This window comes from bacterium (genome assembly GCA_016703265.1).
Lineage (GTDB): Bacteria > Krumholzibacteriota > Krumholzibacteriia > LZORAL124-64-63 > LZORAL124-64-63 > CAINDZ01.
Genome location: JADJCK010000005.1, coordinates 60,465 through 83,263, shown reverse-complemented (window position 1 = coordinate 83,263; position 22,799 = coordinate 60,465). Strand labels below are relative to the sequence as shown.

Below are 22,799 nucleotides of genomic sequence, written 5' to 3'. Positions count from 1 at the left end.
GTGGTATGGTATGTCGCCTCGGCCGGCGCGGTCCCCGGCAGGACAACTGGACTTCGACCCGCCCGGTGCACCTTGAACGCTCCCATCCCGCCCGCGACGACCCTCACGCGCGCCCTCGGCCCGCGCGAAGCCCTGTCCCTGGTCGTCGGCCGCATCATCGGCTCGGGCATCTTCCGCACGCCCGGCCCCATCATGGCGCTGGTGCTGAGCCCCGGCCCCTTCTTCGCCGTCTGGCTGCTGGCCGGCGCCATGACCATGCTCAGCGCGCTGTGCTATGCCGAACTGGTGGCGATGCTGCCGAAGTCGGGTGGCCCCTACGCCTACCTGAAGGAGGCCTATCCGCCGTGGTGGGCCTTCCTGCGCGGCTGGGCGATGTTCTTCGTCTCGGAGACCGCGTCGATCGCGGCGGTAGCGCTCGTGTTCGCGCAGTACACGGCGGTGCTCTGGAGTGCATCCGGCGGCAGCAAGTGGCCGCGCGGGCTGGAGACCTCGCTCGCGGTGGCCGGCGTCTGGCTGTTCACCTGGGTGAATGCGCGCGGCGTGCAGGCCGGCGGGCGCGTGCAAAACGTGCTGACCGTGCTCAAGCTGGGCGGCCTGGTGGCGGTGGCCGGCGCGGGCCTGGCGCTGGCGCGCGGTGCAGGGCTCACTGACGGCGGCGCGGCGGCGGCAGCATCGACAGCAACCGCAGCCGCCACCGCTCCCGCCATGGGCATATGGGCCACGGTGCTCGCCGTGGGCGCCGCGATGCGCTACGCCTTCTTCGCCTTCAGCGGCTGGGAAGGCGCCACCTATGTGGCGGAGGAAGTGCGCGATCCCGAGAAGAACCTGCCGCGCAGCATCCTGTGGGGCATCGGCGTGGTGCTCGGCATCTACCTGCTGGTGAACCTGGCCTACCTCAAGCAGCTCGGGCCGGCGGGCATGGCCGGTTCGAAGCAGGTCGCGGCCGATGCGATGCGCGCGGCGCTGGGCAGCGGCGGCGCGGTGCTCATCGCGCTGGCGGTGGTGCTGAGCACGGCCGGCAACATCAATGCCCAGGTGATGGTCAAGGCCCGCACGTGGCACGCGATGGCGCGCGACGGATTGTTCCCGCAGCGGCTCGGCGTCGTCGACGGCACGCGACATACCCCGATCGGCGCGCTCATCGGACAGGCCCTGTGGGCCACGGTGCTGCTGGTGGCCGCCGGGCTGGCCGGCCGCGCCTACGAGACGGTCATCGACTTCTTCGCCTTCACGTCGGCGATCTTCAACCTCTCGACCTTCGTCGCCGTCTGGGTGCTGCGCCGCAAGCTGCCGCACCTGGCGCGGCCCTTCCGCGTGCCCGGCTGGCCGGTGACGCTGGTCGTGGTGCTGGTCATCCAGGTGGCGTTCATGATCGTCACGCTGGTGACGGCGCCCCTGCCGTCGCTGTTGGGGATCGCCCTGACGGCGTCGGGGCTGGTCTGGTACCGGTGGGGCCGGGGGCGGGCAATGATTTGATCTTTCAACAGGTTACCGGCAGCCAGCCGGCACCTGATCGCCGTAAGATGTTTCGGATTGTATCTTTACCAAATTCTTACTGGCGTCCGCTCGACAAATTCAGCTATAATAGATCAAGATTTCCCTGCGTTCGGGGGAACGCGGCGAGTCCTTTCCGGCAGGCGGTTCCATGTCGAAATGCCACGCAATCCTGGCGGCCGTTCTCGCCGTGTGCGCCGGCTCGTCTCTGGCGACTGCGGCCGCCACGACGCCGGCGGCGAGCCTTCATGGCCATCGCCTGACTCCCGCGGGCGCTGTCGCCGCCGGGTCCGGTGCACCCTGCCAGCAGCCCGTTCCCGCCTCCATCGCCACGCTCCTGACCACCGAGTTTCCGGGCACCGACAAGTCGGCGACCGCCACCGTACCGCTCGGCACCTGGGTGTGCCTGAGCCCCCCCGGGGCCGCGATCGAGGCCGCGCTGGCGCCGCTCATCGAATGGCGCCGGCGGCAGGGCTACCACGTGATCGCCGCCACCACCGACCAGGTCGGCGGCAACGACGGCATCGCGATCAAGGCCTGGCTGCAGCAGCTGTACGACACGCTCGAGGTGCCGCTGGAGATGGTCTGCCTGGTGGGCGATGCCGACGGCGCCGTCGCCGTCGACACCTGGCGCGAGGATCTCTCGGGGCTGTTCGGCGAGGGCGACCATTTCTACACGCAGCTCGACGGCGACGACGTGCTGGGCGATGTGCACCTGGGCCGCCTGTCGGTGACGAGCACGGCGCAGCTGGTTACGGTGGTGAACAAGATCGTCGCCTACGAAAGCGATCCCTGGCTGACCGACGACACCACCTGGTTCACGCGGGCGGGCCTGGTGGCCGACGTGTCGGAGTCCGGTTGGAGTACCATCTATTCCAGCCGCTGGGTAAAACAGCACCTGCTCGAGCTCAACTATACGGCCATCGACACCATCTTCGACGGCAACTACCTGGTGCAGCAGATGGCGTCGCTCAACGCCGGCAAGTCGCTGTACACCTATCGCGGCCACTGGCAGATGAGCGGCCTGTCCACCGGGCACATCGCCCTGCTCAGCAACCAGCGCAAGCTGCCGTTCGTGGTCACGCTGACCTGCGACACCGGCAGCTTCTGGACCGATCCCACCTGCCGCAGCGAGGCCTTCCTGCGCGCCGCGAACGGCGGCGGCATCGCCAGCATCGGCACCGCGACCACCGGCACGAACACGCGCTACAACGACAGCATGTTCCAGGGCATCATCGACCACGTGCTGATGTCGGGCGACCCGCGGCTGGGCCCGGCGCTTTCGCGCGGCAAGCTGCACATGTACGCCAACTACCAGGCCGACGAGCCCGATGCCGTCGCGATCTGGTCGGTGTGGAACAACCTGATGGGCGACCCGGCCACCGCGCTGTGGACCGCGGTTCCCCGCCAGTTGACGGTGACGGCGCCAACGGCACTCGATCCCGCCGCCGATGCGCTGTCCGTCAGCGTGATGTCGGGCGGCGTCCCGGTGGCTGGAGCCGTGGTCGCCGCGCGCGCGACCGGCGACCCGCTGGCCGTCGGCGTGACGGGTGACGATGGTCGTGTCGTGCTGCCGCTGGCCGGTCTCGCTGCCGGCACGCTGCAGCTGACCGTCACGGGCCCGAACCTGCGGCCCTGGCTGGGCAACGTGAGCGTGGGCGCACAGGCGGCGGCGCTGCGGCCGCTGGCGGCGGTTGTCGACGACGACAACCTCGGCCAGAGCCTCGGCGACGGTGACGGCACGGCCGAACCGGGCGAGACGGTCGAGTTGACGATTCCCCTGCGTAACGACGGCACGACAGCGGTCCAGGGCGTGCGTGGCATCCTGCGCCGCAGCGATGAGGCGGGCGTGCTCATGTTCGTTGCGAGCGCCTTCTACCCGACGATCGGCGCCGGCCAGACCGTCGATGGCACGTCGCGTTTCGTCGTGAAGGTGGATGCCTCGGCGACCGCCGGCACGGTGGAGCGGTTCACGATGGACATCAGCAGCTGGTCGGGCTCGTTTGCCGGCGTCGTCGAGCTGCCGGTCTCCGGACCGGCCGTTGCACTGGCTGCCGTGGACGTCGGCGGCACCGCCGCGCCGGGCACAGCCGCCACACTCGGCCTCTCCCTCACCAACTACGGCGACCGCGCCTCGCTGGGCCTGGCCGCCTCGCTGCGCAGCAGCGACCGCTGGGTCTCGATCACCGACGCGCAGGCCTCGTTCCCCGGCGCCGCGTCAGGCGCCGCCACCACGACCGGCGCCGGCGCCTTCGCGCTGGCGGTGGCCCCCGGTTGCCCGGCCGGCCACCTGGCCGTGCTCGAACTCGACGTGACGTTCGCCGAGGGCGGCACCTCCGTGCTCGAGGTGCCCGTCACCTGCGGCGCCGCCGCGCCCACCGACCCGACAGGGCCCGATGCGCGCGGCTACTACGCCTTCGACAACCTCGACACCGGCTATCCGCTGGCCCCGACCTACAACTGGATCGAGATCGACCCCGCCCTCGGCGGCGCCGGCACGGCCCTGGCCCTGGCCGACACCGCGTTGTACGCCGACGACCTGGCGGTCATCGACCTGCCGTTCGCGTTCCGTTACTACGGACGCGATTTCACGAAGATCAGCGTATGCTCCAACGGCTGGCTCTCGTTCGGCGCCACGCCCGTGGTCTATTACCGCAACTGGAAGGTGCCCACGCCCGGCGCCGCCGACGACATGGTCGCCGTGTTCTGGGACGAACTGCAACTGACGCCCGGCGAGGGCGGCGTCTTCACCTGGTACGACGCCCCGAACCACCGCTTCGTGGTGGAATGGAGCCGCCTGCGCAACGCGTATACCGAACTGCCCGTCATCACGCCCGAGACGTTCCAGGCCGTGCTCTACGACCCGGCCTGGCGCGCCGGCGAGACCGGCGACGGCGACATCCTCCTGCAGTACCACACCGTCAACCAGGTCGACGCGCTGAACGGCTACGCCACCGCCGGCATCCAGAACCACGAACGCAATGACGGCGTGCTCTACTCCTACTGGAACCTGGCCGCGCCGGGCGCTGCCCCGCTGCAGGCCGGGCGCGCCGTGCTCTTCACGTCGCTCGTCAACCGGCCCGAGGGGCTCTCGGCTTCGCCGCTGCCGCCGGCCGCCACCGCGCTCGCGCAGAACCGCCCCAACCCGTTCAACCCGCGCACCACCATCCGCTTCACGCTGGCGGCGCCCGGCCCGGTCGAGCTGTGCGTGTATGACCTGGAAGGGCGACTGGTGCGGCACCTGTTGTCGGGCACGCTCGCGGCAGGCACGCACGACGCCACCTGGCAGGGCGACGACGACCACGGCGCTGCCGCGGCCTCCGGCACCTACTTCTGCCGCCTGCGCGCCGAGGGGCATGAACTCACGCGGAAGATGACGTTGCTGCGGTAGGCTTCGTTCAGGCGCGCGACCCGGCCTGAACCAGGCGCGCCAGCTCCTGCCAGACGTCGAACCGCCAATAGCGCACGGCCAGCCCGCTGGTCGAGGGCGCAACGAACAGTCGCGACCTGCCCACGGTTTCGCGCTGCAGCCCCGTCTCGAGCCGCCGCGCGCCCAGGAACGCCTTCGCCGCGCCCTTGCCGTTGAAGGCAACGATCGCCGGCTCGAAGCGCAGGAGCTTGGCGCGCAACCGCTCGGGGTCGATGCGACTGAGGTCCAGATCGGCATCGGCACCCGACTGGTCCTTGGCCACATCGGTCAGCCCGATGCCGAATTCCAACAATTGGCGAAACTCGTGCGGCTGCAGGCGCCGTGGCGTGAGACCCGTTTCGTGCAGCGTCGGCCAGAAGCGGTTGCCGGGCCCGGCGTAGTAGGCACCGGCGGCTGCCGAAGCGGCCCCGGGAGCCATGCCGCAGATGACCAGGCGCAGGCCTGGGGCCAGGACGTCTTCAAGGATGTCGTCGTGGTGCATGATTCGCCGTTCCGGGAGACTGCCGCCAGGCGGGTGGGCGCGCGCCAGGCGCTAACTGCATCGGGCATCGACGGCCTGTTCACACTGGTGTTCCCCGCCGATGGTTGACCTGTCAACAGTCCCAGACCCCGGCAATGGCGCGATTGCCCGCCCCAAATTCGTTGATAGATCAACCATCGCGAAAATCGCAACGGTGTGGAGAGAGGCCGCCCGCCCACCCCACTTGCGCCGGCGCAACTCCGCCCCTCACCCGATATCGTCGACGATCCCCACCACCACCGAGCGGATCGGCAGGTCCACGCCGCCAAGGATCTGCCGCGCCCCGTTGCCCTCGTCGAGCACGAGCACGACCTGGCCCGGCCCGGCACCGGCCGAATCGACGGCGATGAGATAGCCGCCGGCGAACGCCCCGTCGGGCCCCAGCTTGTCGAGCACCAGCAGCGTGCGGCCGTCCATCGAAGGGTGGTGGATGGTCGAGGTGACGCGGCCGGCCACGCGCGCGAGGATCATGGCTTCCTCCGGCGGCGCGGCGCGGAGGCGGGTGCGGCTGCGGGTGCGGAAGCCCGCAATGCTGCAGGCGTGGCGGCGCGCTCAGCGGCGGATGCGGCAGGCCACCTGTCGGCCGGCTCCTCATCAAGCTGCACGTCGTTGACCAGCCCCACCACCGCGTGGTCCACCGGCACGAACGAAGGCTCCAACGTGAGAGCCGCCTCACGCGAAGCCTCCCAGTAGACCAGTTCCCCCGGCCCGGCCATGCGCGTGCCGTCGGCGCAGACGAACGCGGCGCCCGACGGCCGCGAGTGCTTGTCGAGCGGCTGCACCCACAGCAGGGGAATGCCCTCCATGCCCGGCGTCACGACCGCGGCGACCAGGCGTCCGATGACACGGCCCAGGAACACGGCCTAGCCCTCGACTTTCTCGGCGCCTGCCGGCTCGAAGGTCCGGCAGGCGCCGAACGCCGTGCCGTCGTTCAACACGTCGCGCAACGTGTCGTCCAGGCGCGGCAGCAGCGTTCCGCCCAACCATTCGACGGCGGCGCCGCGGGTGGCGCGCGCCATCTCCAGTGCTTCCTGTACGTCGTGCAGGCGGCCGCCCAGCACGGCCAGGGCGCGGCCGCCCAGGTCGTCGGCCAGGCGCGCCTCGACCAGTTCCACCGGCACGGCCTTGAGCACGACGTCCAGCGCGCGCAGCAGCCCGGGTGAGGTGCCCACCTCGATCACGCACAGCGCTTCGCCCGCGCAGTCGCGCCGCGCGCCGCCGACGGCGGCCGCCAGTTGCTCGTGCGGGTCGGCCAGGCAGACCTCGTCGAGCAGCGCGCCCAGTTCGCAGCCCACGGCGCGCGCCACCGCGTGGGCTTCCTGCACAGCCGCCACCGAACCCCCGACCAGCGCCAGGTAGCGCCCCGGATGCACGGTGCCGCAGCGCAGCAGCGCCACCGGCGACATCTTCAGCAGGCGATCGACGGCCAGGATCCCGGCCGCCGCGCCGCTGAATTCGAGCAATGCCAGGGCCTGCTGCATGGGCTCCTTGGACCTAGACGATCCGGAAGTGGTCGACCATCACGCACCGCCGCTGGCGCGAGAAACTGCGCGCGGTCGTCAGCCCCTCGCCGGTGGGACTGGCGATGGTGAAGCTGGTGAAGCCCTCGCCCCCGGCGCCGAGGCCGGCGACGATAGGCGCGTTCTTGACGAAGATGCTGGTGTTGATCACGCGCGCCATGCGGCTCAAAGCATCGATGTCGCGCGAGTGCATGCTGGCCGAGTGGCCGAACCCGTGCTCGCTCTCCTTGGCCAGGTCGATGGCGCGCCGCACGTCGGCCACGCGCACCACCGGCAGCACCGGCATCAACTGTTCGCTCCACACCAGCGGGTGGTCCTCCTGCACATCGGCCACCACCAGCCGCACCTCGGGCCCCACCTTCACGCCGATGGTGGCCAGGATCACCTCTGGGTTCTTGCCCACGAAGTCCTTGTTGATGGTGCCGTGCGTGCGCGGCCCGCGGATCTCGCTGAAGATGTGCTTCTCCAGCCGCCGCATCTCGGTCTGCGAGGCGATGTAGGCGCCGGCCGCGCGCATGGCCTCCAGCAGCTTTTCGCCGGCAGGCGCCGTCACGAAGCACTGCTTCTCGTCCACGCAGATGACGTTGTTGTCGAACCCCGCGCCGGTGACGATGTCGCGCCCGGCCTTCCCGAGGTCAGCCGTCTCGTCCACCACCGCCGGCGGGTTGCCCGGCCCCGCGCACACGGCGCGCTTGCCCGACTGCATGGCCGCCTTCACCACGCCCGGGCCGCCGGTCACTACCAGCAAATTGATGCCCTTGTGGTGCATCAGCGCCGTGGCCGTCTCGATGGTGGGCAGCCCCACCGCCGTCACCAGGTTGGGCGGCCCGCCGACGGCCACCGCCGCGGCGTTCAGCGCCCGCACCGTGGCCAGCGAGCAGCGCCGCGCCGAGGGATGCGCGTTGAACACCACCGCATTGCCCGCCGCGACCATGCCGATGGTGTTGCAGATGATGGTCGACGTGGGATTGGTGGTCGGCGTGATGGCGCCGATCACGCCGAAGGGGGCCCACTCCGTGAGCGTCAGTCCGTGATCTCCCGAAGTGGCGTCCGGCTTCAGGGCTTCCGTGCCCGGTGTCTTGTCCGTGACCAGCCGGTTCTTGATGACCTTGTCTTCGCAGCGCCCGAGGCCCGTTTCCTGCCAGGCCTGCCGCGCCAGGTCCGCCCCCTGCTGCCGCATCGCCGCGCGGAAGGCGGCGATGATCTCCTCGCGCTTGCCCAGGGTCATGCCCTGCAGCTCGTTGAACGCCCGCCGCGCCGCGGCCACGCACAGGTCCAGCGTCTCGAAGACGCCGTCGCCGCCCACGGGCAGCGACGTGACCGGGTGCACGGGCAGCGGAGCCGGGTCGTAACCGCCCCCACCGCCGCTGAAAGGCGAGCCGGCGGGTGACACGGGCGAGGTCCCTCTCCCCAGTCGTCCCGCCAGCTCGCGGGCAAGCAACTCGACCTGCTGGTCCGTCAGCCGCGTCATCAGCCGTCGCCCTTCCGGTACTTCTCGTCACCCTCGATGTCCCAGCTGTCGACGATGGCCATCACCACGGCGTCGACCGGGCGCTTGTCGGTGACCGCGGTCTGGCGTGCCGACGAGCCCGAGGCGTAGAGCACGTATTCGCCCTCACCCGCACCCACGGCGTCGACCGCCACCACGCTGCCGCCCGAGAGCTTGCCGTCGGGTCCGGCCACACCGAGGATCAGCAGCGTGAGCCCGTCCAGGCTCGCTTCCTTGCGCGTGGCCACCACGCGGCCGAGGACCTTCGCGAGGTTCATCGGGGCCTACCCGTCGCTTTGGTTGCCGGTGCGACCCAGGGGGATGACCGCGTCGACGTTCGCGTGCGGCCGCGCGATGATGTGCACCGCCACCACTTCACCCACGCGCGTGGCTGCGTTCTGCCCCGCGTCGCAGGCCGCCTTCACGGCCGCCACGTCGCCGCGCACGATGGCCGTGGTGTAGCCGCCACCGGTCTTCTCGTAGCCGACCAGCTCCACGCGGGCGGCCTTGACCATCGCGTCGGCCGCCTCGACCGTCGCCGCGAAGCTCCTGCACTCGATCATTCCCAGAGCGTCTGCCATTGCCGTTCCTCCTCATTGCCGATGCCCGTGGGCTACCGGCTGGCCGTCCGTCCCGTCAACGATTCCAGGGCCGCGACCGCCGCCGGCCTGGCCACCTCGATATCCTTCTCTTCCCCACCGATGTACACGCGACCGAAGGCGCCGAACGCGCGCACCTCCAGGATGTTGATGTTCGCGGCCTTCTCCGCCTCGTTCGCCGCCAGCGCCGCGTAGGCCGCCGGTTCGCACTCGAGCACGAACAGGGTCTGGCCCGACAGGATCAGGTTGCCGTGCCGCATGCGGTTGATGAGCATGCACTGGTGATCGTCAAGGTGACGCACCACCTGGTCGGAGATGATGCGCGGCTTCAGCCGCTGGTCCTCCGTCAGCTCCAGCGCCGCGAGGATGGCCGCACCGGCCTGCCGCACGTCGGCCTGGCTGTCGGAGTGCACCTCGAGCATGCCGAAGTTGCGCTCGACGATCTGCATGCCCGGCGTCACGCTCGTCGACTTCAGCGCGATGTCGGTCACGCGGTTGATCTCGATGCCCGGCGCGATCTCGACGAACAGGCTGGCCTGCCCCACCTTGGGCAGGAAGCCCTGCGCCACCGTCGCCTGGAACGAGGCGAACTGCGGCTGCAGGCTGTCGATCACGCAATAGGCCCTCAAATCGACCATCTCGTTCTCCTCAGTTCTTCGCCGTCTTCTGCGCTTCCTGCACGATGGCGATGCTGGCACTGGCGCCCAGCCGCGTGGCCCCCGCCTCGATCATGCGGCGCGCGTCGTCGAACGAGCGGATACCGCCCGAGGCCTTGACCTCCATGCCCGCCCCGCGCACGACCGACGCCATCAGCGCCACGTCCTCGGCCGTGGCGCCGCCCGAGGCGAAACCGGTCGAGGTCTTCACGAAATTCGCGCGCGCCTTCTTCGACAGCTCGCAGGCGCGCACCTTCTCCTCGTTGGTCAGCAGCGCGGTCTCCAGGATCACCTTGCTGACCGCCGCGCCGTCGCGGCAGGCCTCGGTCACCGCCAGGATGTCCTTCAGCACGTACTCGTCGTCGCCGGCCTTCAGGCGACCGACGTTGATGACCATGTCGATTTCCTTCGCGCCGTCGCGGATCGCCTTGCGCGTCTCCATGCCCTTGATGTCGGGCGTGTTGGTGCCCAGCGGGAACCCGACCACCGAGCACGTGAGCACCCGCGTGCCGCGCAGGCCGTCGGCCACGCGCTTGACCCAGCAGGGGTTCACGCAGACGGAGCGGAAGCTGAACTCGCGCGCCTCGGCGATGACCTTGTCGATCATCTGCACCGTGGCGTCGGGCTTCAGGATGGTGTGGTCGATGTAGCGGGCCAGTTCGTCGGGGATGCGGCCGGGACTGTCGGGCCCGGCCGTGAAGCGGCGCGCCCCCAGTTCGATGAACTTCCGCGCCGTGTCCGGGCAGGTGCCCACGCAGGGCCCCCCGTGGTAGCCGCCGTGGTTCAGCGGACCGCCGGCAGCCGAACCGCCCACCAGCGACTCCAGCTTCTGCAGCACGCGCGCCATGTCCGTATCGGAAAGCCCCGACAGCGAGGCGCCGCCGGCCGCCGCCGCCGAAGCCGTGTCGTTGATCATCGCCACCCGGCGCTGGTGCCGGGCCTCGGTGCAATCGGTGGTCAGGAAGACGTCGACGATCTGCGCGGCCAGCGCCGCCCCGATCAGGCCGGCGCCGAGCGTCAGCAGGTTGGCGTCGTTGTGTTCGCGGCCGTTGCGCGCGCTGCTCACGTCGTAGGCCATCGCGGCGCGCACGCCCGGCACCTTGTTCGCCACCATCGACGAGCCGATGCCGGCCCCGTCGATCATGATGCCGCGCTCGGCCTGGCCGCCGGCCACGGCCTCGGCCACGCGCCGCGCGAACACCGGGTAGTCGACCGCCGTGGTCGAGTCGGTGCCCACGTCGCGCACGTCGTGCCCCTTGCCGCGCAGGTGCTCGACCAGCTTCTGCTTCAGCTCGTACCCGCCATGGTCGGCCCCGATGGCGATCTTCATGCGCAACCTTCTTCATGGCGCAGGCACGGTGGCCCGCCGCCGCCCTACCAGACCCGCGAACGTTCACGGGGGCGCGGCGACGTCCCTGTCGCCGCACCCCCTGATCCGGCCCCCACCGCCGTCCCCGCCCGGCCGGAGCCGAACGGTCCTTCAGCGGCCTCGCGCAGGCGCCGGATCAATTCGAGGAAGGCCAGCCGGCCGCGCTCCGTCAGCTCGAACCGGGTCACCGACCGCCCCCCCTGCCGGACGCGTTCGCCCACCAGGTAGCCCGCGCCCAGCAGCCGCCGGGTCTGGACATGGAGGTTGCCGTCGGCCAGCCCGGTCTGCTCGCGCAGGCCGGTGAACGTCAGCCGTTGGCCCAGCGCCAGCGTGGCCACGATGGCCAGCCGGGCCGGGATGCCCAGATGATCGTCCACGTCGCTTGCCTTCATGTCGTGAAGTGTTCGTCAGATTGGAACATAAATCAAGCATTAAATGCACATCACTGCATTTTTACTTCATGCGATGAAGCCTATGCGAAATACCTAACGCAAAGCCACCCGCTGCGGCGCCAGCAGCGCCCGGGCCGCCATGGCCCCCATGCGCGCCAATACGAGCACCTGGTGCAATCCCACGCGGGTGCGCCCCCACAGCCCGGGCAGCGAGCCGGCGCGGTGCCCCATGTCCAGCAGGCGCTCCTCGCCCACCCAAAGCAGGCGCATGGTCTCGCGCAGGCGTTGCCCGCCGCGCGGGGTGGTCAGCAGGTGCAGCAGGGCGGTGTAGCCCTCGACGGACCGGGCCCGGCGGTCCAGGCAGCCCCCGACCAGGTCCAGGCCCCCCACCACCCGCCAGCCGGTGGCGCCCACTTCGCGATCCAGGGTGTCCGCCCAATCCACGTCGACCCCCGCCACATACTTCATGAGATGAAGTGACAGGGCCAGGCCGCGGGAGAGGCCCGAACGGTGCGCCAGGTCCACCAGCATGGCGGTTTCGGCCCGGCTCAGGCGCGGCGCCAGCAGGGCCAGGTCCAGCACCCGCCGCAGGTCGAGGTAGCCGTCGGCGATGTTCTGGTAGGTGCCGTGCAGGATCTGGTCGACCGGGGTCGGGCGCCACAGGGGCAGGCGCCCCAGTCGGTCAGGGCGGGCGCGGGCGGTGACCCCCGAAGACGACAGGTGGTAGACCGACCCGGGCAGGGTCAGGTCCCAGTGCACCTCCACGCAGGCGCCGGCCGGGCCCAGCAGGATGCGGTGCAGGTGGTACTTCTCGTAGAAGCGCTGGTCGCGGCCCCCGGCCAGGGGACGGTAACCGGCCTGCTCCAGTTCGCGGCAGACCGGGCCCACCGCCGGGCGCGGCACCAGCAGGTCCAGGTCCAGGAACCAGCGGTGCGCCGGGTCGGGGTAGTCGCGCAGGGCCAGGGCGGCGCCCTTCAGCAGCACCGGCCGTTCGGCGTGGCGGCTGACCAGCGGCAGGATGCGTTCGCACTCGAGCAGCAGGTCGGCCGAACGCAGGCGCGCCGCGGCGACCTGGGCGTCGAACGCCTCGTCGCGCAGTTCCGCGGGCAGCAGCGCCCCGAGCGGCACCTCGACATTGTGGGCCAGCAGTGCCGCACGCAGGGCGTCAGCGTCCAGGCCGGGCGGCGGCGTCACCGGCAAGGTGGCACCTTTTGCCCAGGCCGTGGTCAGGTTGATCAGGTACTGCTGGACCGGCGTGCGCGACATCGGAACGACCTCGACTTCCCCTGCTTCCCCACCCGACGTCAAAGAGGATGTCTTCGCCGCCGGTTATGATAACATCGGCGCGCGCGAAGGGGGATTACGCGTTCGCCCGCCGGCGCCCCGGGGGCCGGGACACACTCACAGGTCCCGAAGTTTGCAAGCACAGGGCCATGGACACCGGATCCGCGAACAACGTCGATAAAGAAGGCCCCGACGCGCTGGCCGCGCAGTTCGACGCTTGGCTGGCACTGACCGGCCAGGCCCAGGCGGCTGGCGGCAACGTGCGCCTGCCCATGCTCAGCGGCAGCATGCACCCGATCCTGCCGCGAGGCTGCACGCTGGTGATCGAGCCGCTGGCCGGCGGCGGAGCGGCGGCCAGCGGGCAGGTGGCCGTGCTGGCACATGACGGACGCCTGGTGGCGCACCGCGTACTGCTGCGCATGGGCGCGCGCGTACTGGAGATGGGCGATGCGAACCGCCGCGCCGCCTGGCGCCCGGCCGCGGAGATCGTGGGCCGCGTGGTCGGCGCCATCGACGTCGATGGCAGCGCGCTGCCGGACCCCGGTTCGCGGCGGCGCGCGTGGCGCAACCTGCTGCGGCATTGGCGCGGGGCGCTGCTCGGCGTGGCCGGCGACGAGGACGCGAACTGAAAGTGATGCGACCGCATGACTGCTGACGAACGCACGGTGCCCGAATTCCGCCTCGACGTCGGCGGCAGCGCCATCGCGCTGCGCTGCCCGCAGCCCGGCCTGGCCGAAGGGCTGGCGACGTGGTTCGGCGTGCCGTCGGCCGACCCGTCGGTGCCGGCGCCGGTGTCGCTGGAGCTGACGCTGGTCGCGCACGACGACAGCCCTTCGTTTCCCCGGTCCCTGTTGACCACCAAGCGCCTGCTGCCCGCTGCCGATATGCCCGGTGCGGAAGGCACCGGCTTCGACATCGCCAACGGGCTCATCACCGGCTGGTATAACGCGGGCGACGGTCGCGGCGCCGTGCACGTGAAGGCGGCGCTGCTCGACGGTCGCTACACGCGCATCTTCGAACAGTTGCTGTATCAGGCCCATGCGTCGGCCCGCCGGCGCCTGGAACAAACGGCATGGCTCGTGCATTCCTCGGCAGTCATCGCCGACGGGCAGGGCTTTTTGTTCGTGGGACCCTCGGAGGCAGGCAAGTCGACGGTGGCGAAGCTGAGCTCGCACCTGCATGTGCTGGGCGACGAGATGAACCTGCTGGCGCCGCGCGCCGGCGGCGGCTGGGACCTCATCGGCACGCCGTTCAACGGCCTATTCCGTGCGCGGAAGCCCGGGCGGGCGCCGCTGCGGGCCGTGTTGCTGCTCGAGCACGGTTCCACCCATGAACTGGCCGAGGTGCTGGCGGCCGAAGCGGTGACGATTCTGGGCGGGGAGATCGTCCCCTTCGTGGGCCTGGACCAGGTGCCCGGGCCGCAGACGCTGCCGGAGATGATCGATGCGGCCGGCGCGGTGGCCGCCGAGACAACGCTCAAGGTGATGCGGTTTACTCCCGATTCCGGGTTCTGGCCCCTGCTGGCCGCCCGGTTCGGGTTGGCTGGTTTGCCCCTGGACCCGACCTTGTCTTTGAACCCGACCTTGCCCACGGACCCGACTCCCTGAGGTGCCGCGATGACGATCGCCCTTTCCGCCATCCTCGTCCCGAACGAGAACTGCCCCGTGCGCGAGGTGGGCACCGGCCTGGTCATCATGGCTCCCGCCGGCACGGCCACCCATTCGCTGGACGAGGTCGGCGCCTTCATCTGGCGCCAGTGCGACGGGTGCCGCACGCTGGCCCAGGTGGTCGAGGCGCTGGTCGCCGAGTACGAGGTGGAGCCGGGCCAGGCGGCCGGCGATGTGCAGGCGTTCCTGGAGCAGCTCGTCGAGGCGGACCTGGTGCGGCAGGCCTGATCGGCCGCCGGCCGCGGTCCAGCCGCCCTGATCGATTGTTATTGAATGTGCATTTTCGACATGAATCCTGCGCGCTGATCCGCTATAATCAAAGACAGACTGCCTCCCTGTGCCTTGTAACGGATTCCGACAGGAGACGCGACCCATGAAGGCTCACGCTGATCGCCGCGCGAGGATCGCCGGCCTGCTCGCGACCCTGGCCATGCTGCTGTGCCTGGCTACCACCAATTTCGTGTACGCCGCCGACCGCACCGTCATCGGGGAGCTCTGGTCGGCCGATGGCTGACCCTACTGCCCTTCCGCGGTCGCGGGATTCGAGACTCTGCACACCACGTACGGCGACAGGTTCCTTGGCGTCACCTACTACCTGACCAGCCCCTGGCGCACATCGTTCGGCGATACGCGCTTCAGCACCTACGGCTTCAGCGGCACCCCGTCGGTGATGTTCGACGGCACCGCGAGCTACGTCGGCGGCCAGGCGTCCGGTTCCATGTTCCCCACCTACCAGCCGACCGTGGCCTCGAAGCTGGGCACGAGCAGCCCGGTGACGATGAACGCCACCTACAAAATCCGGGGCGACGAAGTCACGGTGGTGCTCGACACCGACCTCACCGCCGCGGTGACCGGCAGCAACTCGGTACACTTCCTGGTCTGCCTCGACGACTTCCACTACCACCCGAACTTCGTCGTGGCGACGCTCGCCTCCGAGACGTTCACGCCCACGGCCATCGGCCAGTCGCAGCATGTGGAGCGCACGTTCACGCTCGACCCGGCCTGGGACCGCAGCCTGCTGAACGTCATCATGATGGTGCAGAACTCCACCACGCGCGTGGTGCTGCAGGCGGCACGGGCCGTGCCCGCCTACGAAGCCAACGTGACGCTGGACTGCGAGCCCGATGGCCTGCAGTCGGGCTGGGTACTGAGCGGCCCCTACGGCGACATCAGCGGCAGCGGCGACGCGTCGTTCAACCTCTTCGACGCCGGCCAGTACACGGTCACCTGGGCCGCCTCGCCCTACTGGACCGGTCCGGCCGGCCCGCAGGTGCAGACCGTTGCCGTGGGTGGCGCGATCACCTTCGAGGGCACGTACACCGACGGCCCGTTCGCAGCCGTGACCGCCGGCGCCATCGGCACCGCGGGCCAGAGCCGCGCGGGCACGCTGGTCGACGTGGACGAGGACGGCGACCTGGACATCCATGTGGTGCGCAACAACGAGGTCGACCTGCTGCTGCGCAACGACGGCGCGCTGGGCTTCACCGACATTGCCGCCGGCGCCATCGCCGACGCGGGCGCGGGCACGGGCGCGGCCTGGGCCGACCTGACGGGCGACGGCCACCTGGACGCCTACGTGACGCGCGCGAACCAGGCCAACCTGCTGCTGCGCGGCGACGGCACGGGCGCCTTCACCGCCATGACGGCCTACGGCGCCGCCAACGTGGGACCGGCCGAAGGTGCCAACTTCGTCGACTTCAACCTCGACGGGAAGCTGGACATCTACCTGTTCCAGAACAACACGGTGTCGACGACGAACCTGCTGCTGCTCAACTTCGGCGACATCGGCGGCGGCGCCTGGTTGTTCACCGGGCAGACCGGCAACCTGTCCGCGTCCGGCAACTGCGGCACCGTGGCCTGGACCGACGGCGATCTCGACGGCCGGCTCGATCCGTTCGTGATCAAGCGCTACGGCGCCAACCAGATGTTCCAGAACCTGACCATCGGCTTCAACGACGCCACGCCGGGCAGCGGCCTGTCCGATTCGGGCAACGAAACGGCTGCCGCCTGGGGCGATTTCGACAACGACGGCGACTTCGACCTCTACCTGGCCAGCGACGGCGGCGCCGACAAGCTCTTCCGCGCCTCGACGCCGTTCCACTACGAACTGGTCAGCGGCGCCAACCTGGGCGACACCGGCCCGGCGCGGGGCGCCACCTGGGCCGACCTCGACAACGACACGCACCTGGACCTGTACGTGGCGCGCAACGGCCAGCCCGACCTGATCCTGCTCGGTGACGGCAACGGCGCGTTCACCCGGGTCATGCCCGGCGTGGTCGAGTCCGAAGCCGGCAGCTATGGCACAGCCGCCGGCGACCTCGACGGCGACGGGCGCGTGGACATCTTCGTGCCGCGCGTGGGCCTGCCCAACGTGGTGATGAAGAACGGCCTCGGCGCCGGCAACCGCTGGTTCAAGGTGCAGCTGAACGGCAGCGCACCCAACCGCGCCGCTGTCGGCGCGCGCGTGGTGCTCACCTCCGGCGGCACCAGCCAGTCGCGCCTGGTGACCACGGGCAGCGGCTCGCCCGCCTCGCTGGAACAGCATTTCGGACTGGGCGCAGCCACGACGGTCGACCAGGTCGACATCTACTGGCCGAGTGGCCTGCACCAGGTGATCACGCCGAAGCCGGCCGACATCACCCTGAAGGTGACCGAGGGCCAGGTGCCGGTGGTCAGCGCTGTCGAACCGGTGGTGCCCGCCGTGGCCACGGTGCTGGGTGCGGCGCGCCCGAACCCGTTCAACCCGTCGACGACCATCGCCTTCACGATGTCGAGCCCGCAGCGCGCAACGCTGGCGGTCTACACCGTCGATGGCCGCCTCGTGCGCACGCTGCTCGACGGCTCATTGCCGGCCGGTCCGCAAACAGCGCACTGGGACGGCACCGGCAACGATGGCCGCCCGGTGGCCTCGGGCACGTACCTGTACCGTTTGCGTGCGGCGGACGGCTTCGACCGTTCGGGCCGTATGACCCTGGTCAAGTAGGCGCTGCCAGCACGACGGCAGAAAGAAAACGGCGGGCTGTCCTTCGCGCCCCAAGCGCGAAGACAGCCCGCCGTTCTTTCCCCCACGGGCCCTCGGGTCTGCCCCACTTGCGCCGGCGCAATTCTCTTCTCCGAAAACCATCGCATTGTCCGACGCCGGGTTGAAACGAAGTCCAGCGGGCAATCCGCAGCGCCAAAGGCGCGAGGACAGCCCGCTGGACTTCGTTTCAACCCGGCGTCGAACCAACGCGCCTAATGTTTATGCCCCGCATGCGGATCCGCGGCCCCGCCCACCATGATCGCCATCTCGTCCGTGTTCCGCTTGGCGATCATGTGCATCTTCTCCACCATCTTCGCGTCGCTCGAGCTGGCCAGCGTGAGGTCGGCCACATCGCCCTTGATGGTCTCGAACTTGACGCCGCCCATCATCAGCTCGCCGTAGGCGGTGCAGAAGCCGCACATCTTCGCATCGGCCATCTTCATCTCGCCGCTGTGCAGCTTGGCGCCGGTCGCTTCCATGGCGGCGTTGGCCTTGTCCATCTTGGCCGCCCACTCCGGCTCCACCGCCATCACCATGACCATGCCGGTCGCGGTGGGCAGCGTCTCCCACTGGGCGTGGTGGAGCAGCTCGGGGTCGGCGATGAGGTTCTTGCAGAACACGCAGTTCGACATGTCGAACCAGCCCGACGGCGTCTTCAGCGGGTGGTCGGCGGCCAGCGCGGGCATGGCGAGCAGCACCATGGCCATCAGCACGAGCGTCTTCTTCATGGCGTTCGTCTCCTGTACCGGAAAAGAGTCACGTGGAATCCCGTCAGCGGGCGCGTCGGCAGGGTCGGGTCATGATGCGGGGCCAGGCGCGCCGGCGGTATGCCCGATCAAAATACTCGGATTTCAGCGACGGCGCCAGAGGGCCGCCGCCAGGCCCGGAACGAGGCATAGGCCAGCACCGGCAGGTGCAGCAGCAGGCGCTGCGACCGCGCCAGATGGTCGAACTGGCCGTCCATGAGCGGGATGGTGAACCAGAGATTCAGCAGCAGCACCGCCAGGAAGGCCAGGCCCAGCGGGCGGCCCCACCGGCTGGCGGCAGCCTCGTCGCCGCGCACCGGCGCGGCCGCCGTCGCCGCGACCACCCAGGCGGCCAGCAGCGCCGCGAACAGCGACCACGTCCACAGGCGCGGGCCGTCCCAGGCGAACAGGTGGGTCACCTGCGGCACAGCGCAGACGGCTGCGAAGAAGGCAGCATCGCGGCGCGAACCCAGGGCCGGCCAGGCCTGCCCGAAAGCAGCCAGCGCCGTGGGCGCCACCAGCACCGGCGCCACGGCCCACAGCGCGCGCGACCACAGGCCGTCGGCGCATTGGCGCAGGTTCTCGAGGAACGAATCGGTCAGCCAGACAGGAAGCGACTCACGGATGACCGCGTCGAGCCAGGGCACCGGCGCCAGCCGCAGCGTGATGGCCTCGCGCACGACGGTTGCCGACTGCAGGGCCTGCGCGGCGGCCACGAGGGCGAACACTCCGAGCGAGGGCGCCAGGGCGCGGCGCAGGTTGCCGCCGCGGCGGTGCGCAGCAAACAGGAATGCCGGCAGGCCCACCACCAGCGTCGTCTCGTGCACCAGCACCGACACCGCCATGATGACGGCGCCCGCCGCCGTGCGGCCGCGCAGGGCCAGCGCGACGGCGCCGACGGTCATGGCGATCACGACACCGTCCAGGTAGCCGACCAGGTGCGCATGCATGACCACCAGCGGCGAACCGGCCAGCACCAGCGCCAGGAGCGTTGCCCCCGCGCTTCGGCCCCGGGCCGCCAGCTGCAGCAATGCGTAGAGCAGGGCTGCGCTCGAGATCATGAACAACACGAACGAGGCGATGACGAGACCGGACTCGGTGGGCCGGCCGGCGGTGGCCGCTGAAGTGAACGAGCCGAGCAGGCCGCGCTTGATGAAGCCCAGGCGGTAGTCGAGCAGCCAGTGGGCCAGGGCGAAATCGTTGGGCCCGCGCAGCGCGCGCCAGCTGGTGAAGGCAAAGGCCCACAGCACGAGCAGTGTCGTCAGGAGGCGTTGCCGCGGCAGGACTGGCAAGCGGGTACCTCGAATGAGGGGTCGTCGATCCATCGCTGCCCCCCCAGGTGTGGTGGGCCGCAGCGGCGCGAGTATAGGCAGCAGCTTTGGCGCGGTAAAGACCGCAGCACCACGGGGAGGGCGATGGCACCCGGAAGTCGAGTGGCGGGCTGCCGCAGCGCTCAAGGCGCGAGGTCAGCCCGCCACTTTGTCATCCACCGCCGCCGATGCCGGCGGCAATGTCACACTCGTCCTACTTCACCAGCGTCATCTTGCGCGAAGACGTCTCTCCCGCCGCCGTCATGCGGCAGAAGTAGGTCCCCGATGCCGCCTGGTTGCCCGCGTCGTCCAGGCCGTCCCAGGTCACATGGTGCGAGCCGGACGACAGCGACTCGTTCACCAGCGTACGGACGCGGTGACCGGCCATGTCGAAGACCTCGAGCTGCACGTGCCCGTCGCGCGCCACCATGTACTCGATGGTCGTGCTCGGGTTGAACGGGTTCGGGTGGTTCTGCGCCAGGTGCAGCACCTTCACCGGCACGTCGCCCGTCACCGGCGCGACCGGCGAGTACAGCGCGTTCGCCGCATCGACAGCCTGCTCCAGTTCGGCCAGCGTGGCACCGTAGACCAGGGCGTAGGCCACGATCGCCTGGCCGCCGTTGGCGGGCAGGTTCGCCACACTTGCCGTGACCGCCGACCAGTCACCGGCCGTGAGCGCCGAAGTGACGCCCAGCGTGCCGCGCATGAGGCGGTTCCGGTTGCCGTTGTCGATGGTGCTGAGCGGGTACACGTAGGTCGTGTTGCTGATCAGCCGCGTGCTCGTCGTCGGCGTGCTGCCGAGCAGCGCGATGCCGAAGTACGGGCCCCCGGTGCTGTACATGTAGGTCAGCTTCCGCGCCACATCGGTATTGCCGAAGTTGGCGGCGGAATCGTTGATGTCGAAGTCGCAGAACACGGCGTTGTACAGGGCCGGCAACGCCGTCGCGCCGTTGTTCGTCATCCGGTATTCGAGGACGACGAAGCGGTCGTTGTTCGGCATCGCGAAGGTCATGCTCGTCTGTTCCACCTTGAGCGGCTTCGGAGCGGCATGGCCGGCGTCGCTGAACACCGACTGGAACGTCTGGTCCGAACCGGTGGTGCCCAGGTCCTTCACGCGACCGTTCGGCGCCGACGACACGACCCACTCGAACGTCTCGGGCGTGGTGCCGCTGAAGTCGCGCGCACACACGTAGGTGGCGTCGGTGCCCGCCCAGAAGGAACCCAGGAACAGCCCGCCGGCGCCGCCCTGGTAGCTCATGCCTTCACCCTCGACGCCCGCGTCGGACATGTAGCCGATGATGCCCTGGTCGGTCACCGTGAGCGCGATGCCGCCCAGGTCATGCGTACGGAACGCAGGCAGGCCCACGTACCACTCGATGTCGAACGTGCGCTGGAAGCCGCCGTCCGCCGTCACCGTCAGCAGCATCGTGAACACGTAGCCCTGGGGGGCGCCGGCAGCCACATCCAGGCTGAACGCGTCGGCCAGGTTGTCGCCCAGGCCGTCGTTCACGGCCAGCGAGGGGAACGTCGCGGTACCGTCGACGACGGTCACCCACGGGTTTGCCACGACAGCCAGGCCCGCGGTCACCGTGGTGCCGGTCACGACATGGCTTGCATTGCGCAGCTCGAAGGCGATGGGGCTGACCTGGCCCGGGTCCAGCACATGGTCGCCGGCCGGGTCGGGCAGCACCGCGTTCCAGCTGATGTCCGGCCGCTGGTCGACCGGAACGGCCTGCACGGCCGCCAGGGCGTTGACCAGGCCCGAACCGAAGACGTTGTCCTTGCCCGCGACGCCCAGGCCCAGCGCGGTCTGTTCCATCAGCGAGTCGAGGCCGGCCGGCGACAGCGAGGGGTTCTTCTGCAGCATCAGCGCCGCCACACCCGCCACGTGCGGGCACGACATCGAGGTGCCGCTCCAGGTGTCACCGCTGTAGCCGCCGCCGACGACAGTCGAATTGACGCCCACGCCGGGCGCGGCGATGTCGGGCTTGGTCAGGCCCACGCCGGGCGAGTAGGGCCAATCGTTGTAGGGGTCGACATCGTTCCACTTGGCCGGGCCCCAGGAGGAGCTCGCATAGACGCCATTGGTCTTGTAGCTCGTGCCGCCGATCGACAGCACGCCGCCGGTGCTCGAGTAGGGCACCGCCAGCGGGTTCCACGGCGCGGGCACGCGCGCGGTCAGGCCCAGTTCGATCGGGGGCTCGTAGGTGGCGTGGTCGTTGCCCGCCGAGTTGCACAGCAGCACGCCGGCATCGCGGAGGTTCGCGCAGTTGTCGCGCTCGGCGCGCATGAACGCCGGCGAGATGGCACCGGCAAAGCCGAGCGACATCGTGATGACCCGTGCGCCCATCTCGACGCAGTACTGCTCAGCCGCCCAGACCATGCCCAGTGTGCCGCCGCTGCCGGCCGCGTTCCAGACCTTGATGGGGATGAGCTTGGCCCCGGGGGCCACACCGGTCAGCACGGTGCCCGTGCCGTCGCCGATGACCGTGCCGGCCGTATGCGTGCCGTGGCCGCCGGTGGGCGAGGTGTCGTCCGGGTTGTTGTCGTTGTCGCCGAAATCCCAGCCGCGGTAGTCGTCGATGAAGCCGTTGCCGTCGTCATCGATGCCGTTGCCGGCGATCTCGCCGGGATTGATGAAGATACCGCCGGCCAGGTCGGGGTGCGCCAGCCAGACGCCGGTATCGATATGACCGACGACAACGCCCGTCCCGTCGAAGCCGAGCTGGCTCCACACCTTGTGCGCATTGACCCACTTCACGCCCCAGGCCGTATCGACGGCCGCGGGCAGCAGCTTGCCGCCGTCGGGCGCCGGGGCCTGCGAAGCGTCATGCGAGGCTTCCAGGTTGTCGTGGTACATGGTCGCGTCGTCCGGCAGTGCGTGCAGGGCATTGACCACCCCGCTCGTGGCCTCGAACGACAGGGCGCCGGCCAGGTACAGCTCGCGCAGGTTGCCGACCTGGCCACTGAAGGCCGGGTTCGACAGCACGGCGATGGCGCCGTTCGCGTTCGCCCGCATGCGCTTCTTCAGCGCCGCAATGGTCTGCTGGCGCCGCTTGTCCGGCGAGGCCTGGTTCAACCCGGACAGCACATCGGCAGAAAGGCGGTTGTCGTTGCCATAGATCACAAGCACCTGGACCCGCGCGTTGGGGTCCTTGCCGGCCAGGGCGGCGGCCAGCCCCGGATCGATCTTCATGGCGAAACTGGGCACGGCGCCCGCGATGGCGACCAACGCCAACGTCAGGGCAAATGACAGCAAGGACTTACGAGACATCTTGGCCTTCCTCCGCACGGAACCGCC

General features: G+C 69.9%; 21 protein-coding genes. 7 read left to right on the top strand and 14 right to left on the bottom strand.

Going from position 1 to position 22,799, the window contains the following annotated elements:
• The first annotated feature begins 72 nt into the window (after window positions 1–72).
• Window positions 73–1,476 carry an amino acid permease gene (locus IPG61_10120; protein MBK6734429.1) on the top strand — a complete coding sequence of 468 codons (1,404 nt, stop codon included), beginning with the start codon at window positions 73–75 and terminating at the stop codon, window positions 1,474–1,476.
• Between the two features lie 169 nt (window positions 1,477–1,645).
• Entirely contained in the window at window positions 1,646–4,885 is a 3,240-nt protein-coding gene (locus tag IPG61_10115) for a T9SS type A sorting domain-containing protein (GenBank protein ID MBK6734428.1), read from the top strand.
• 7 nt (window positions 4,886–4,892) lie between these two features.
• Here the strand turns inward: IPG61_10115 and IPG61_10110 are convergent, their stop codons facing one another.
• From IPG61_10110 to IPG61_10060, 11 genes are all read right to left on the bottom strand, one after another.
• Window positions 4,893–5,405 (bottom strand): mismatch-specific DNA-glycosylase, encoded by a 513-nt coding sequence (locus IPG61_10110; protein MBK6734427.1) that lies wholly within the window; start codon window positions 5,403–5,405, stop codon window positions 4,893–4,895.
• A 246-nt stretch (window positions 5,406–5,651) separates the two neighbouring features.
• On the bottom strand, window positions 5,652–5,915 hold the full coding sequence (locus IPG61_10105; GenBank protein MBK6734426.1) for a EutN/CcmL family microcompartment protein: 264 nt from the start codon (window positions 5,913–5,915) through the stop codon (window positions 5,652–5,654).
• Window positions 5,912–6,304: a hypothetical protein gene (locus IPG61_10100; GenBank protein ID MBK6734425.1), complete on the bottom strand. Its 393-nt coding sequence runs from the start codon at window positions 6,302–6,304 to the stop codon at window positions 5,912–5,914. The genes IPG61_10105 and IPG61_10100 overlap by 4 nt, the downstream gene beginning before the upstream one ends.
• A gap of 3 nt (window positions 6,305–6,307) precedes the next feature.
• Complete coding sequence (locus IPG61_10095; GenBank protein ID MBK6734424.1) at window positions 6,308–6,925, bottom strand: BMC domain-containing protein; 618 nt, start codon at window positions 6,923–6,925, stop codon at window positions 6,308–6,310.
• A gap of 13 nt (window positions 6,926–6,938) precedes the next feature.
• On the bottom strand, window positions 6,939–8,435 hold the full coding sequence (locus IPG61_10090; GenBank protein ID MBK6734423.1) for an aldehyde dehydrogenase EutE: 1,497 nt from the start codon (window positions 8,433–8,435) through the stop codon (window positions 6,939–6,941).
• The gene (locus IPG61_10085; protein MBK6734422.1) at window positions 8,435–8,731 is read right to left on the bottom strand and encodes a EutN/CcmL family microcompartment protein; all 297 of its coding nucleotides are present in this window, start codon (window positions 8,729–8,731) and stop codon (window positions 8,435–8,437) included. Before IPG61_10085 ends, IPG61_10090 begins: the two co-directional genes overlap by 1 nt.
• Before the next feature lie 6 nt (window positions 8,732–8,737).
• Window positions 8,738–9,034: a BMC domain-containing protein gene (locus IPG61_10080; protein ID MBK6734421.1), complete on the bottom strand. Its 297-nt coding sequence runs from the start codon at window positions 9,032–9,034 to the stop codon at window positions 8,738–8,740.
• A 32-nt stretch (window positions 9,035–9,066) separates the two neighbouring features.
• A complete protein-coding gene (locus IPG61_10075) occupies window positions 9,067–9,690 on the bottom strand; it encodes a hypothetical protein (GenBank protein ID MBK6734420.1) in 624 nt (207 codons plus the stop codon).
• A 10-nt stretch (window positions 9,691–9,700) separates the two neighbouring features.
• Entirely contained in the window at window positions 9,701–11,038 is a 1,338-nt protein-coding gene (gene deoC / locus IPG61_10070) for a deoxyribose-phosphate aldolase (GenBank protein ID MBK6734419.1), read from the bottom strand.
• A gap of 44 nt (window positions 11,039–11,082) precedes the next feature.
• Entirely contained in the window at window positions 11,083–11,454 is a 372-nt protein-coding gene (locus IPG61_10065) for a transcriptional regulator (GenBank protein ID MBK6734418.1), read from the bottom strand.
• Between the two features lie 108 nt (window positions 11,455–11,562).
• Window positions 11,563–12,735, bottom strand: a complete 1,173-nt coding sequence (locus tag IPG61_10060) for a nucleotidyltransferase family protein (GenBank protein ID MBK6734417.1) — start codon at window positions 12,733–12,735, stop codon at window positions 11,563–11,565.
• 167 nt (window positions 12,736–12,902) lie between these two features.
• On the opposite strand from IPG61_10060, the gene IPG61_10055 reads away from it, so the two are divergent.
• The 5 genes from IPG61_10055 to IPG61_10035 all read left to right on the top strand — a co-directional run bounded on the left by IPG61_10055 (window position 12,903) and on the right by IPG61_10035 (window position 17,403).
• Entirely contained in the window at window positions 12,903–13,382 is a 480-nt protein-coding gene (locus tag IPG61_10055; GenBank protein ID MBK6734416.1) for a S24/S26 family peptidase, read from the top strand.
• 15 nt (window positions 13,383–13,397) lie between these two features.
• On the top strand, window positions 13,398–14,360 hold the full coding sequence (locus IPG61_10050; protein ID MBK6734415.1) for a hypothetical protein: 963 nt from the start codon (window positions 13,398–13,400) through the stop codon (window positions 14,358–14,360).
• 9 nt (window positions 14,361–14,369) lie between these two features.
• The gene (locus IPG61_10045; GenBank protein MBK6734414.1) at window positions 14,370–14,648 is read left to right on the top strand and encodes a PqqD family protein; all 279 of its coding nucleotides are present in this window, start codon (window positions 14,370–14,372) and stop codon (window positions 14,646–14,648) included.
• Between the two features lie 145 nt (window positions 14,649–14,793).
• Window positions 14,794–14,934 (top strand): hypothetical protein, encoded by a 141-nt coding sequence (locus IPG61_10040; GenBank protein MBK6734413.1) that lies wholly within the window; start codon window positions 14,794–14,796, stop codon window positions 14,932–14,934.
• Window positions 14,935–15,090: 156 nt separating this feature from the next.
• On the top strand, window positions 15,091–17,403 hold the full coding sequence (locus IPG61_10035) for a VCBS repeat-containing protein (protein MBK6734412.1): 2,313 nt from the start codon (window positions 15,091–15,093) through the stop codon (window positions 17,401–17,403).
• Window positions 17,404–17,654: 251 nt separating this feature from the next.
• Here IPG61_10035 and IPG61_10030 read toward each other — a convergent pair whose 3' ends face one another.
• The 3 genes from IPG61_10030 to IPG61_10020 all read right to left on the bottom strand — a co-directional run bounded on the left by IPG61_10030 (window position 17,655) and on the right by IPG61_10020 (window position 22,772).
• Window positions 17,655–18,170, bottom strand: coding sequence for a hypothetical protein (locus IPG61_10030; GenBank protein MBK6734411.1), 516 nt, complete (start codon window positions 18,168–18,170; stop codon window positions 17,655–17,657).
• A gap of 107 nt (window positions 18,171–18,277) precedes the next feature.
• Window positions 18,278–19,480, bottom strand: a complete 1,203-nt coding sequence (locus IPG61_10025; GenBank protein ID MBK6734410.1) for a hypothetical protein — start codon at window positions 19,478–19,480, stop codon at window positions 18,278–18,280.
• Window positions 19,481–19,712: 232 nt separating this feature from the next.
• Window positions 19,713–22,772 (bottom strand): S8 family serine peptidase, encoded by a 3,060-nt coding sequence (locus IPG61_10020; protein MBK6734409.1) that lies wholly within the window; start codon window positions 22,770–22,772, stop codon window positions 19,713–19,715.
• Window positions 22,773–22,799 lie beyond the last annotated feature (27 nt).